Here is a 14,178-nt window from a genome sequence, read left to right as displayed (position 1 = left end):
CCACAAAAGCCTGAAGCATTCGGCCGCAGGGGCGGCCTCCCACAAAAGCCTGAAGCATTCGGCCGCAAGGGCAGCCTCTCACAGGGACTTGGGCGCACAGGGAAGGGCAGGGCATGAGCACGGTTCAATTCACCCTCAATGGCCAAAGCGTTGAAGCGCCGGCGGGGAAAAGCATTTTCAACATCGCCCAAGAATTGGGCATTGCCATCCCGCACCTGTGCCACAAGGAAGGCTTGGCGCCTGATGGCAACTGCCGCGCCTGTGTGGTGGAGGTGGCCGGTGAACGCACCTTGGCCCCCAGTTGCTGCCGCAGCGCCACGCCCGGCATGCAGGTGCAGACCCACAGCGAACGCGCGCTCAAAAGCCAGAAGATGGTGCTCGAGATGCTGCTGGCCGACCTGCCCGAGCAGGGCCACAAGTGGCTGGACGACAGGGCTGAGGCCCCGCACGGTGAGCTGAGCCAATGGGCCGAACACCTCGGGGTGCAGGTTCGCCCGGCGCTGGCTGCGATCAAGCGTGAGGCCGTGCCCGCCGACCTGTCGCACCCGGCCATGGCGGTGAACCTGGACGCCTGCATCCAATGCAACCGCTGCGAACGCGCTTGCCGCGACCTGCAGGTCAACGACGTGATCGGTCTGGCTTTTCGGGGTGCACACACCCAAGTGGTGTTTGACCTGGCCGACCCGATGGGAGGCAGCTCGTGTGTGGGCTGTGGCGAATGCGTGCAGGCCTGCCCCACAGGCGCGCTCATGCCCAAGAGCCACATGGGCCCGCAGAAGGTGGACCGCGAAATCGATTCCGTCTGCCCGTTTTGCGGTGTCGGTTGTCTGGTCACTTACCAGGTCAAAGACGAAAAGATCATCAGCGTCCAAGGCCGCGAAGGCCCGGCCAACCAAGGGCGCTTGTGCGTCAAGGGCCGTTTTGGCATGGACTACATCCACAGCCCGGACCGCATCACCCGGCCGCTGATCCGCAAGGCGGGCGTGGTCAAGGACGTCGCACTGCTGGAGGGCCACAGCGACTGGCGCGACGTTTTCCGCGAAGCCACTTGGGAAGAAGCACTGGATCTGGCCACCCTGCCGCTCAACACGCTGCGTCAACAACACGGCCCCAAATCGCTCGCCGGTTTTGGCTCGGCCAAAGGCAGCAACGAGGAAGCGTATTTGTTCCAGAAGCTGGTGCGCACCGGTTTTGGCAGCAACAACGTGGACCACTGCACGCGCCTGTGCCACGCCTCCAGCGTGGCGGCCTTGCTCGAAGGTGTGGGCTCGGGTGCGGTGAGCAACCCGGTGCGCGATGTGGCGCATGCCGACCTCATCATCGTCATCGGCTCCAACCCCACGGCCAACCACCCGGTGGCCGCCACCTGGATGAAGAACGCCGCCCAGCGCGGCACACGCATCGTGCTGATGGACCCGCGCATCACCGACATCGGGCGTCACGCCTGGCGCACTTTGCAGTTCAAGGCCGACAGCGATGTGGCGCTGCTCAACGCCATGCTGCACGTCATCGTGACCGAGAACCTGTGCGACGAAACCTTCTTGCGGGAACGTGCCGACAACGTGGCCGAACTCAAGGCCCATGTGCGCGACTACACGCCCGAGGCCATGAGCGCGATCTGCGGCATCCCCGCTGACAGCATCCGCGAAGTGGCGCGGGCCTATGCCGGCGCCCAAGCCGCCATGATTTTGTGGGGCATGGGCGTGAGCCAGCATGTGCACGGCACCGACAACGTGCGCTGCCTGATCGCGCTGGCCAGCATCACGGGTCAAATCGGCCGTCCCGGCACGGGCTTGCACCCGCTGCGCGGCCAGAACAATGTGCAGGGCGCGAGCGACGCGGGCCTGATCCCGATGATGTACCCCAACTACCAGCGCGTGAGCGACAAGTCTGCGCACGACTGGTTTGAGAAATTCTGGGGCACCCCCTTGGATGACCAGCCCGGTTACACCGTGGTCGAGATCATGCACAAGGCGCTCGCACCCGACAGCGACCCGCACAAGGTGCGCGGCATGTACGTCATGGGCGAGAACCCGGCCATGAGCGACCCGGACCTGCACCACGCCCGCCACGCGTTGGCCAGCCTTCAGCACTTGGTGGTGCAAGACATCTTTTTGACCGAAACCGCCTGGCTGGCCGATGTGGTGCTGCCCGCCAGCGCTTGGCCCGAAAAAACCGGCACCGTCAGCAACACCGACCGCACGGTTCAGATGGGCCGCCAAGCGGTCTTGCCGCCGGGCGATGCGAAACCCGATCTGTGGATCATCCAGCAGATGGCCGAGCGCATGGGCCTCGACTGGTCCTATGCAGGCGAGCATGACGGTGTCGCTCAGGTGTACGAAGAAATGCGCCAGGCCATGGCCCCGGCCATTGGCGGCATCGACTGGGCGCGCCTGAATGCGGGCTCGGTCACTTACCCGTGTGTGAGCGCCGACGACCCGGGCCAGCCCATCGTTTTCCACGACCAATTCCCGACCCAAGATGGCCGTGTGCGTTTGGTCACGGCGGGGCTGATCCCGGCCAACGAGCAGCCCGATGCCGAGTACCCCATGGTGCTCATCACCGGGCGGCAATTGGAGCATTGGCACACCGGCAGCATGACGCGCCGCGCCACCGTGCTCGACGCGCTGGAGCCCGCGGCCACCGCGTCCATGCACCCGTCCGACATGGCGCGCTTGGGCCTGCAGGCGGGTCAACGCATCCAAGTGGTCTCGCGCCGTGGCCACGTCGAGCTGGTCTTGCGCCAAGACAGCGGCACCCCCTTGGGGACGGTGTTCATGCCCTTTGCCTATGTCGAGGCGGCCGCCAACGTGTTGACCAACGCCGCCCTCGATCCCTTTGGCAAGATCCCGGAATTCAAATACTGTGCCGTGCGAGTGGCCTCTGCGATCACCGCATAATGCGGCGCATGACTTCGCCGCCCCCTCCCACTGCCCGACCCCAATTTGACGTTGCGGTGCTCATGCGCCGCGAGCCGGTGCAAGGGCCCATGTCGCGTTGGCAGACCTGGCGCTGGGTGCTCGCGGATGTCGTGCCCCAGGAAACCGGTTTCGGTGCGCAGCCCCGTTGTTTGCGCCAAACTGAGCACGAAACCCTGTGGCTTTACCCCAGCTGGACCGTGGCCCTTTTTCAAGATGACGCCGAAGGCTATTGGCTCAATGCCACCTCACCCACGCCGTGTTACTTTGTGATGTGGCGCTTGATCGATGCTGAAGACGGTGGTGAGCCTGTGGCTGTCCCACAAGCGGTGAGCCTGAGCTACCACGATGCCGGCCGGTGGCTCGATGCCCAGGAAACCGTGGAAACCATGCCGGTTGCGGCAGAGGTGGTGGACTGGATGAAGGCCTTTGCAGAGCAGCACTTTGTGCCCGAAGAGAAAAAACGCCAGCGTCCCCAGAGTTTTCAGCGCTTGACCGATCGCTTTGGGCAGCCTGTGTCGGTCAGCACCGACAGCAAGCGCAAGGGCGCAAGGCCTGCGCCATGAGTGAGAATTTTTTCAGCCGCTGGTCAAGGCGCAAGCAAGGCCTGGAGACGACAGAGCCCAGCCCAGCCCCAGCCGCCCCCTCGGTCGCACCGCCCGGGCATGGGGCCACCGGTCCTGCCGGTGCCTCGCAGGTCGCGGCTTCGCAGCAGGACAACTTGGCCGAGGCAGCGCCTCAACCGCCTCAACCGCCGCTGCCGACCATGGCCGATGTGGAGAACCTGACCCCCGCCTCTGAATTTCAAAGTTTCATGCGCCAAGGCGTGCCCGGCGAGGTGCGCAACGCGGCCATGAAGAAATTGTTCACCGACCCCCACTTCAATGTGATGGACGGCTTGGACATCTACATTGGCGACTACAACACCCCAGACCCTTTGCCCGCTGGCATGCTCGAGAAGATGGTGGGGGCCCAATTGTTGGGTTTGTTCACGCCCAAAGACCCGGACTTGGCAGAAGGCGCGCCACTTGTGGCACAGTCCCCGCAATCTCTTAACGCCCCCGCACCGACCCTGCAGCCGCCACCCGCGCTGCCCGTCTCCGAATTGACAGAACATGACGACCCTGATTTGCAATTGCAACCAAACGATGCCCCTGCAAGCCCAAGCCTTGGGCCAAGCACTGGGTGAAGACCTGACCCTGCACACCACCTTGTGCCGCCGCGAGGCGGGGCAATTCCAAAAAGCCGTGAAAACCGGCGAGACCGTGACCGTGGCCTGCACCCAGGAAAAACGTCTGTTCTCGGAGTTGGCCGAGCAAACCGAAGGCGCGATTTCGCCGATTCGTTTTGTCAACATCCGCGAAACCGGTGGCTGGGCCCACGAAGCCGAGCACGCCACACCCAAGATCGCCGCTTTGTTGGCCGCCGCCCGCCTGCCCGAGCCCGAGCCGGTACCCACCGTCACCTACAAAAGCGAAGGCCGTGTGCTCATCATCGGGGCCATCGACGCCGCCGAACGCGCCGCTGCTCTTTTGGCCGACGCGATGCAGGTCACGATTTTTGCCCAAGGCGCCGGCAACGCCGGGGGGAGTCAAGAGCGGCGCTTTCCGGTGGTGGCGGGTCGTTTGCAAGGCCTCAAGGGCTGGTTGGGTGCTTTTGAGGTGTCGTGGGACGCCAGCAACCCGATCGACCTCGACCTGTGCACGCGCTGCAACGCCTGCGTGGCCGCCTGCCCCGAGCAGGCCATTGGGCTCGATTACCAGGTGGACCTGTCACGCTGCACCTCGCACCGCGACTGCGTCAAGGTCTGCGAAGCTGCGGGCGCCATCGATTTCAGCCGCGACGCCCGTCCGCAAACCGAGCGCTTCGATGTGGTGCTGGATTTGCGCGGCGACAAAGCCTCGCCCACATTCACCTCGCACGCCTTGCCGCAGGGTTACTTCCGCTGGGACGGGCAAGACCTGCAAACGCTGCTGAAGGTGCGCGAGTTGGTGGGCGAGTTTGAAAAGCCCCGCTTTTTTGCCTACAAGCAAAAGCTCTGCGCCCACAGCCGCAACGAGCAAGTGGGCTGCAACGCCTGTATCGAGATCTGCTCCGCGGAGGCCGTGCGCTCGGACAAAAGCCGCCAGCAAATTGTGGTCAACCCCAACCTGTGCGTGGGCTGCGGCGCCTGCACCACGGCTTGCCCCACGGGGGCCCTCACCTACGCCTACCCCCGCCCGGCAGAGCAGGGCGCCAAGATCCGTGCGTTGCTTTCGGCCTACCAAGCCGCTGGTGGGCGCGACGCCGCGCTGCTGCTGCACAGCCAAGACAAAGGCCAAGCCCTGGTCGACGAGCTGGGCCGGGGCGCGCAGCTGGGCGTCATGCAAGGCGTGCCGGCCCGCGTGATGCCTGTGGCGCTGTGGCACACCGCCAGTGTGGGCATGGAGCTGTGGCTGTCGGCCGTGGCCTACGGCGCCCGCCAGGTCATGGTGCTGCTCACCCACGAAGAAGCGCCGCCATACCGCGCCGCGCTCATGGAACAAATGGCCGTGGCCCAAAGCCTGCTCAATGGCCTGGGCTACACCGGCGTGCATTTCCAATTGCTGGAAGCCAAAACGGCATCGTCTTTGGACGCAGACCTGCAACGCTTGTGCGCCCGCAGCCTCAAAGCTGCCAGCCTGCCCGCAGGCCCAGCCATCGCGGCACGCCACGCGGTGCAAGCCGAAAAGCGCAGCAACCTGGAGCTGGTGATCGACCACCTGATGGCCCAGTCACCGGTGATGGCTCTCGACGAGGCCAGCCGCCCCCAAGCGCTCGATTTGCCGGCCGCTGGATCGCCTCTGGGCACCATCGTGGTCGATGGCAGCAAGTGCACGCTGTGCATCAGCTGCGTGGGCGCATGCCCTTCTTCGGCTTTGCAAGACAACCCGCTTCAGCCCGAAATCCGTTTTGTCGAGAAAAATTGCGTCCAGTGCGGCCTGTGCGCCAAGACCTGCCCTGAAAACGCGATCACCCTGCAGCCCCGGCTGTCCTTGTTGCCAGAGCGCACCCAGGTCCGTGTTTTGCATGGCAGCCCCCCTTACGCCTGCATCCGCTGCAGCAAACCCTTCGGCACGCTCAAGGGCATCGAAGCCATGCTGGGCCGCTTGGCAGGGCACAGCATGTTCCAGGGCGCGGCGCTGGAGCGCCTGAAAATGTGCGGCGACTGCCGTGTGGTGGACATGTTCACGGACGAGAACCAGACGCGTGTTTCTGGTCTCAACCCTTCCCAACCCGAATAAGCACCTGCCATGAGCCAAGACCTGAATCCATCCGCCAGCAGCCATGCGCTGGACGAAGAAACAGCCCGCGCCGAAATCTACGGTTTGTTGTCCCAGCTGTATTACGCCGCACCCAGTGCGGAACTGTTGGGCCAATTGCAGGTGGCGGTGACCGAAGCGCCCGATGCCGGTGGCTTTTTGGAAGAGCCTTGGCGCGAGCTGGTGGCCAGCGCCCGCAGTTTGGACCAGGCCCAAATCGCCGCCGAATACAACAGCCTGTTTGGCGGTGTGGGCAAGCCCGAGGTGTATTTGTTTGGCTCGCACTACCTCAGTGGTTTTTTGAACGAAAAGCCCTTGGTGCGTCTGCGCGACGATTTGGCCGAGCTGGGCCTGGGCAAAAGCGAAGGCATGTCAGAAACCGAAGACCATGTGGCTTATGTGTTCGAGGTCATGCGCTTTCTGATCGCGGGCGACGATGTGGCGGTGTCGAACCTGACCCGCCAGCAGGCGTTTTTCACCCAACACGTCCAATCTTGGCTGCCCGCGCTGTGCCAAGTGTTGCAAACGCAGCCACGTGCCGTCTTTTATGCCCGGGTGGCGGCATTCACCGAAGCCTTCATCAGCGTGGAGTCGCAGGGCTTCGATTTGGTGGTTTGAAAATTTTTCTGACCGGGTGTGAAAAAAATCGCCAAACAGGTTCGGGTTTTCACCTAGCGGCTGGCGCGCCAGAACTCTCATAATCGTAACCGAGCGGTAACTTTTTACGCTTAGAAGTTTTATAACCACTGGAGACTCCTTTGACCGAAGCCCAAACCCCACGCCGTCGCAACCTCCTGAAGGGCGCCGCTGTCGCCGCAGGTGCCATCTCTGCCCCCATGATCGCCAAGGCCCAATCCGGCCCGATCAGCATGCGCTGGCAGAGCACTTGGCCCGCCAAGGACATCTTCCACGAGTACGCCTTGGACTACGCCAAGAAGGTCAACGACATGACCGGTGGCGATCTGAAGATCGAAGTGCTGCCTGCTGGCGCCGTGGTGCCTGCCTTTGGTTTGCTCGAAGCGGTTTCCAAAGGCACTTTGGACGGCGGTCACGGCGTGTTGGGCTACCACTACGGCAAGCAAAACGCTTTGGCCTTGTGGAACTCGGGTCCTGCTTTCGGCATGGACGCCAACATGATTTTGTCTTGGCACAAGTACGGCGGCGGCGCCGAGTTGTTGGCCAAGTTGTACGCCTCCATTGGCGGCAACGTTCAATCTTTCCTGTACGGTCCCATGTCTACCCAGCCTTTGGGTTGGTTCAAAAAGCCGATCACCAAGTCGTCTGACTTCAAAGGCTTGAAGTTCCGCACCAACGGTTTGGCCATTGACCTGTTCACCGCCATGGGCGCTGCTGTGAACGCTTTGCCAGGCGGCGAGATCGTTCCTGCGATGGACCGTGGCTTGCTGGACGGCGCCGAGTTCAACAACGCGACGTCTGACCGCATTTTGGGCTTCCCCGATGTCTCCAAGGTCTGCATGCTGCAAAGCTACCACCAGAGCGCCGAGACTTTCGAGATCATGTTCAACAAGACCAAGTACGACGCTTTGCCAGCCAAGTTGAAGGCGGTCATTGCCGGTGCGACAGAGGCCGCTTCTGCCGACATGTCTTGGAAAGCCATCGACCGCTACTCCAAAGACTACATCGAGTTGCAGACCAAAGACAAAGTCAAGTTCTACAAAACACCGGATGCGATCTTGCAAGACCAGCTGAAAATCTGGACTGAAATCGTCGAAAAGAAATCCGCCGAAAACCCCTTGTTCAAGGAAATCGTCGCTTCTCAAAAGGCCTTCGCAGCCCGTGCTGTGAAATGGGACCAGGACACCAACATCAGCCGTCGCATGGCTGTGAACCATTTCTTCGGCGCCAAAAAGGCCTGATTATTTGATCTGAGCCAACCCATCAGCCATCCGGCACTACCGGATGGCTGATTTACTTATGTGACCCCTTATGCAAAACCTGTTGCTCTTCATCGACAAAATCAGCACCTGGATTGGCCAGTTTTTTTCCTGGCTGATCGTGGCGTTGACCCTGCTGATCTCTTGGGAGGTCTTTTCGCGTTATGCGCTGGACAACCCGCATCCATGGGCTTTTGACGTGATGAGCATGATGTACGGCTCCTTGTTCATGATGGCGGGTGCGTACACCTTGTCCAAGAACGGCCACGTGCGCGGTGACGTCTTGTACGGCTTCTTTCCGCCTCGCTTGCAAGCCTGGTTGGATTTGATTCTCTACATTTTGTTTTTCATCCCAGGGGTCGTTGCTTTGGCTTACGCAGGGTATGGATTTGCCGCCGAGTCCTGGGCCATCAACGAGCACTCCAACATCACGGCCAACGGTCCACCGGTGTACCCCTTCAAAACCATCTTGCCGATTGCGGGGGCATTCTTGCTGGCGCAGGGCCTGGTTGAAATCGTGCGCTGCATTGTCTGCATCAAGCAAGGCGAGTGGCCCAAGCGGGGCGATGACGTGGACGAGGTCGACGTCGAGAAACTCAAAGAAATGGTCAACGTCAAAGACGAAGACATCGCTAAATTGGGCGAGCTGGTGACTGCCAAGGGAACACAAAAATGAAAAAAGAAGTCTGGTTTGGCCTGACCATCATGGCCATGGTCGTGTTGGCGGCCTTTGTTTTGCTGCCTGCGCCTGCCGAGATGTCCAACGGGCATTTGGGCTTGTTGATGCTGGCGCTGGTGGTGGTGGCGATCATGTTGGGCTTTCCAACGGCCTTCACCCTGATGGGCATGGGCATGATCTTCGCGTGGATTGCCTACAAGAGTCAAAACCCCGATTTGGCGGTCCAGCAAACCCTGGACCTGATGGTTCAGCGTGCGTATTCGGTCATGTCCAACGACGTGCTGATCTCCATTCCTTTGTTCGTGTTCATGGGTTACCTCATTGAGCGCGCCAACCTGATTGAAAAACTGTTCAAGAGCATGCACCTGGCCATGGCCCGCGTGCCAGGCTCCTTGGCCGTGGCCACCATCGTGACCTGTGCCATTTTTGCCACCGCCACGGGCATCGTGGGTGCGGTCGTCACGCTCATGGGCTTGCTGGCTTTGCCTGCCATGCTGCGCGCAGGTTACAGCGTGCAGTTGTCTGCGGGTGCCATCACCGCGGGCGGTTGCTTGGGCATTTTGATTCCGCCTTCGGTCATGCTGATCGTGTATGGCGCGACGGCGGGTGTGTCGGTGGTCAAGTTGTATGCGGGTGCTTTCTTCCCCGGCATCATGTTGGCCACTTTGTATGTGCTCTACGTGATCATCATCGCCAAATGGAAGCCGCACATGGCCCCCCCCATGTCGGCCGAAGACCGCATCGTGCCTTTGCCAGCGTTTGCGCAGGTGGTGTCCAAAGACATCAGCAGCACTGTGTTGCCTGGCCTGATCGGTGCGATCAAAGGCAAGCGCAACGCGGCGGTGCCCATGCGTGAATTGCTCAACCATCTGGGCATCGCTTTGCTGCCTGCTTTGGCGGTCGCAGCCATCATGGGCACGATTTATTTCAAGGTCACGGCACCCCTTCCCGTCGAGGCGGTGGAGGGCGTGGTGGCCATGGGCGGTGAGCTGTCTGACTCGGCTGCCACCGAAGAGGAAGGCGAGAGCATCAGTGGCTTGTCCGAGCCCGAAGAAGAGGGCTTACAACAGCCGCCTGGAACAGAAGCAGCGCCCGCTGCGGCCGAACCCGCTGCACAAGCATCGCAAGAAGCTACGCCAGCACCTGCGGTTGTGACAGCCGCCGCTGAAGCCCCTGCTGAGGTACCTGCAGCTGAGCGCCAAGAAGCGCCCCTGTCGTTCTGGATCGGCTTGGCCAGCTGCGCCGTGGCACTGGCCATCTTCTACGCGTACTTCAGTTTTGTGCGGCTTGAAATCTTCAAGATGCTGCTGGGTTCCTTCTTCCCCTTGGCCCTCATGATCTTGGCGGTGCTGGGCACCATTGTGTTTGGCTTGGCCACCCCGACCGAAGCGGCGGCCATGGGCTCCTTGGGGGGCTTGCTGTTGGCTGCGGCGTACCGCAGGCTCAACTATGTGGTGCTTCGTGAGTCGGTGTACCTGACGGCCAAAACCAGCGCCATGGTGTGCTGGTTGTTTGTGGGCTCCAGCATCTTCTCGGCCGCCTTTGCGCTGCTGGGCGGTCAAGAGATCATCAACAGCTGGGTGCTGGGCATGGACCTGACGCCGGTGCAGTTCATGATCTTGGCGCAGGTCGTCATTTTCTTGTTGGGCTGGCCTTTGGAGTGGACCGAGATCATCGTGATCTTCATGCCGATCTTCATCCCTTTGTTGCCGCACTTCGGCATCGACCCGCTGTTCTTTGGCTTGTTGGTGGCCTTGAACCTGCAGACCGCATTCCTGAGCCCACCCGTGGCCATGGCGGCGTTCTACCTCAAGGGTGTGAGCCCGCCGCACGTCACGCTGAACCAGATCTTTGCAGGCATGCTGCCTTTCATGGCCATCCAGGTTTTTGCGATTGTGCTGCTCTACATGTTCCCGGCCATCGGCATGTGGTTGCCTGAAGTTCTTTACAAATAAAAAGAACACCGTGCGCCCATGCACACAAAGCCCAAACGGCTGGTGTGCCTGGGCGTTTTTTTTCGATCAGCGAGGGTGCCGGCTGTCACCTGCTTGACGACCATGCATTTCAACTAAGGGTTTTTACATACCCAGCCGGCCGGGCAGACAGTAAGATCACCTATGTAACTTTTTGCCTAGGCCATAAGTTCCGCTGAGCCACCGGCTCGCCCTTTTTTTCAGGAGTCTTTGATGTCTTCCAAAACTTCCTCTGTCTCGCGTCGCAGCCTCTTTTCGGGTGCGGCAACCGTTGGCGCGGTGGCTGCCGCCACCGCCGTTTTGCCCGGTGTTGTCCAACAACCTGCGCCAGTGGCCACCGCCTTGCCCAAGCCCACACGCGGCGGCGGCTACACCCTGAGCGAGCACGTGCAGCAGTACTACAAGACCACCCGCGTCTGAACCCGATTCCGTTCTCATTTCTGTTCACCCCCAACTGGAGCCCTCCATGTTGCTGACCAAAAAACAAACTGGCACCTCAGGTGCTGCCTCGTCCCCCTTCATCCACAGCCTGCGCCGTGGTTTGTCGCAGGCTTTGCCCACACTCGACCGCCGCAGCTTTTTGCGCCGCTCGGGTCTGGGTGTGGGCGTGGGCTTGGCTGCATCGCAGCTGAGCTTGGTGCAAAAAGCCCAAGCCGCCACGGGCGCCGCCATCGTGGGCGCCGGCAAGGTCGAAGTCAAACGCACCATCTGCACCCACTGCTCTGTGGGTTGCGCGGTCGATGCCGTGGTCGAGAACGGCGTTTGGGTGCGCCAAGAAGCCGTGTTTGATTCGCCCATCAACCTGGGTGCGCACTGCGCCAAGGGCGCTGCACTGCGCGAGCACGGCCACGGCGAGTACCGCCTGCGCTACCCCATGAAGCTGGTCAACGGCAAGTACGAGCGCATCAGCTGGGACACGGCCTTGAACGAAATCAGCGCCAAGATGCTGGAGCTGAAAAAAGCCAGCGGCCCGGACAGCGTGTACTACATCGGCTCGTCCAAGCACAACAACGAGCAGGCCTATTTGCTGCGCAAGTTCGTGAGCTTCTGGGGCACCAACAACTGCGACCACCAGGCCCGCATTTGCCACTCCACCACGGTGGCCGGTGTGGCCAACACCTGGGGTTATGGCGCCATGACCAACTCGTACAACGACATGCAAAACAGCAAGGTCGCTTTGTACATCGGCTCCAACGCCGCCGAGGCGCACCCTGTGTCGATGCTGCACATGCTGCACGCCAAGGAAAACGGCTGCAAGATGATCGTGGTCGATCCGCGCTTCACCCGCACCGCCGCCAAGGCCGACGAGTACGTGCGCATCCGCTCGGGCACCGACATCCCATTCTTGTTTGGTGTGCTGTACCACATCTTCAAGAACGGCTGGGAGGACAAAAAGTACCTCAACGACCGCGTCTACGGCATGGAAGCGGTCAAGACCGAAGTGTTGGCCAAGTGGACCCCCGACAAGGTGGAAGAGGCCTGCGGCGTCAAGGAAGACCAGGTCTTCAAGATCGCCAAAATGCTGCACGAGAACAACCCCGGCACCATCGTCTGGTGCATGGGCCAGACCCAGCACACCATCGGCAACGCCATCGTGCGCGCATCTTGCATCTTGCAACTGGCCTTGGGCAACGTGGGCAAGACCGGCGGCGGCACCAACATTTTCCGTGGTCACGACAACGTGCAAGGCGCCACCGACGTGGGCCCCAACCCAGACTCCTTGCCGGGTTACTACGGTTTGGCCGAAGGCTCCTGGAAGCACTTTGCCAACACCTGGGGCGTGGACTTCGAGTGGATCAAAAAGCAGTTCGCCAGCCCCGCCATGATGGGCAAAAACGGCATCACCGTGTCCCGCTGGATCGACGGTGTGCTCGAAAACAACGAGCTGATTGACCAAGACAGCAACCTGCGCGGTGTGTTTTATTGGGGCCATGCCCCCAACTCGCAAACCCGTGGCCTCGACATGAAGCGCGCCATGGACAAGCTGGACTTGTTGGTGGTGGTCGATCCCTACCCGTCGGCCACAGCGGCCATGGCCGCCATGCCCGGCAAGGCCGAAGATTTGAACCCCAACCGCGCGGTGTACCTGTTGCCCGCGGCCACCCAGTTCGAAACCAGCGGTTCGTGCACGGCCTCCAACCGCTCTTTGCAGTGGCGCGAGAAGGTCATTGAACCCTTGTGGGAGAGCCGCTCGGACCACATGATCATGCACCAGCTGGCTGAGAAGCTGGGCTTTGCCAAAGAGCTGTCCAAAAATTACAAAATGCAAAAAGTCGGCGGCATGGACGAACCCATGCCCGAAGACATCTTGCGCGAGATCAACAAGTGCGTCTGGACCATTGGCTACACCGGCCAAAGCCCTGAGCGCCTGAAGGCCCACATGAAGAACATGAACGTGTTCGATGTGAAAACCCTCAAGGCCAAAGGCGGCAAAGACAAGGAAACCGGCTACGACTTCACCGGTGACTACTTCGGTCTGCCCTGGCCTTGCTACGGCACGCCCGAACTCAAGCACCCCGGCTCGCCCAACCTGTACGACACCTCCAAGCACGTCATGGACGGCGGCGGTAACTTCCGCGCCAACTTCGGTGTGGAGCGCGAAGGCAAGAGCCTCTTGGCCGAAGACGGATCGCACTCCATGGGCGCGGACATCACCACCGGCTACCCCGAACTCGACCACATCCTGCTCAAGAAGCTGGGCTGGTGGGACGAGTTGACCGAGGCTGAAAAAGCCAAGGCCGAGGGCAAAAACTGGAAGACCGATTCCTCGGGCGGCATGATCCGCGTGTTCATGAAAGAGCACGGCTGCCATCCCTTTGGCAACGCCAAGGCCCGCGCGGTGGTCTGGAACTTCCCCGATCCGATCCCGCAGCACCGCGAGCCTTTGTACGGCACCCGTCCGGACATGATGGCCAAGTACCCCACGCACGACGACAAGAAAGCGTTCTGGCGTTTGCCCACCTTGTACAAAACCGTGCAGGACAAAAACATCGCGGACAAAGTGCACGAGAAATACCCGCTCATCCTGACCTCGGGCCGTTTGGTCGAGTACGAAGGCGGCGGCGAAGAAACCCGCTCCAACCCTTGGTTGGCCGAGTTGCAGCAAGAAGCCTATGTCGAGATCAACCCCAAGACAGCGGCCGACCGTGGCGTGCGCGATGGCGACCGCGTCTGGTTGTTGGGTGCCACGGGCGCACGCTTGAATGTGCAAGCCATGGTCACCGAACGTGTGGACACCGGCACCGTGTGGATGCCCTTCCACTTCTCGGGCCGTTGGCAAGGCGCGGACATGTTGGCGCATTACCCCAAAGGCGCAGCGCCCATCGTGCGCGGCGAGGCCGTCAACACGGCCACCACCTATGGTTATGACAGCGTCACCATGATGCAAGAGACCAAGACCACCGTCTGCAACATCGAAAAAGCCTAAGCGCA

At 61.3% G+C, this 14,178-nt stretch carries 10 protein-coding genes; all 10 read left to right on the top strand.

The window, feature by feature from the left end; all coding sequences use genetic code 11:
• The first annotated feature begins 113 nt into the window (after nucleotides 1-113).
• The gene (gene fdhF, locus B9Z31_RS08815) at nucleotides 114-2,900 is read left to right on the top strand and encodes a formate dehydrogenase subunit alpha (protein WP_100119202.1); all 2,787 of its coding nucleotides are present in this window, start codon (nucleotides 114-116) and stop codon (nucleotides 2,898-2,900) included.
• A gap of 8 nt (nucleotides 2,901-2,908) precedes the next feature.
• Nucleotides 2,909-3,484, top strand: coding sequence for a DUF3305 domain-containing protein (locus B9Z31_RS08810; RefSeq protein ID WP_100119466.1), 576 nt, complete (start codon nucleotides 2,909-2,911; stop codon nucleotides 3,482-3,484).
• On the top strand, nucleotides 3,481-4,107 hold the full coding sequence (locus B9Z31_RS08805) for a DUF3306 domain-containing protein (RefSeq protein WP_100119201.1): 627 nt from the start codon (nucleotides 3,481-3,483) through the stop codon (nucleotides 4,105-4,107). The genes B9Z31_RS08810 and B9Z31_RS08805 overlap by 4 nt, the downstream gene beginning before the upstream one ends.
• Entirely contained in the window at nucleotides 4,067-6,181 is a 2,115-nt protein-coding gene (locus B9Z31_RS08800) for a 4Fe-4S binding protein (RefSeq protein WP_100119200.1), read from the top strand. The genes B9Z31_RS08805 and B9Z31_RS08800 overlap by 41 nt, the downstream gene beginning before the upstream one ends.
• 9 nt (nucleotides 6,182-6,190) lie before the next feature.
• Nucleotides 6,191-6,817, top strand: a complete 627-nt coding sequence (locus B9Z31_RS08795; protein WP_100119199.1) for a molecular chaperone — start codon at nucleotides 6,191-6,193, stop codon at nucleotides 6,815-6,817.
• A gap of 140 nt (nucleotides 6,818-6,957) precedes the next feature.
• Entirely contained in the window at nucleotides 6,958-8,076 is a 1,119-nt protein-coding gene (locus tag B9Z31_RS08790; protein WP_199174468.1) for a TRAP transporter substrate-binding protein, read from the top strand.
• Between the two features lie 70 nt (nucleotides 8,077-8,146).
• Nucleotides 8,147-8,770 (top strand): TRAP transporter small permease subunit, encoded by a 624-nt coding sequence (locus B9Z31_RS08785; protein WP_100119197.1) that lies wholly within the window; start codon nucleotides 8,147-8,149, stop codon nucleotides 8,768-8,770.
• Nucleotides 8,767-10,728 carry a TRAP transporter large permease subunit gene (locus B9Z31_RS08780; RefSeq protein ID WP_100119196.1) on the top strand — a complete coding sequence of 654 codons (1,962 nt, stop codon included), beginning with the start codon at nucleotides 8,767-8,769 and terminating at the stop codon, nucleotides 10,726-10,728. The genes B9Z31_RS08785 and B9Z31_RS08780 overlap by 4 nt, the downstream gene beginning before the upstream one ends.
• Nucleotides 10,729-10,959: 231 nt before the next feature.
• Entirely contained in the window at nucleotides 10,960-11,166 is a 207-nt protein-coding gene (locus tag B9Z31_RS08775; RefSeq protein ID WP_100119195.1) for a formate dehydrogenase, read from the top strand.
• 46 nt (nucleotides 11,167-11,212) lie between these two features.
• Entirely contained in the window at nucleotides 11,213-14,173 is a 2,961-nt protein-coding gene (locus B9Z31_RS08770; RefSeq protein ID WP_100119194.1) for a formate dehydrogenase subunit alpha, read from the top strand.
• Nucleotides 14,174-14,178 lie beyond the last annotated feature (5 nt).

It is taken from the genome of Limnohabitans sp. G3-2 (genome assembly GCF_002778275.1).
Classification (GTDB): Bacteria; Pseudomonadota; Gammaproteobacteria; order Burkholderiales; family Burkholderiaceae_C; genus Limnohabitans_A.
The sequence above is the reverse complement of the archived record's forward strand: the minus strand, read 5'-3'. Positions and strand labels throughout refer to the sequence as shown.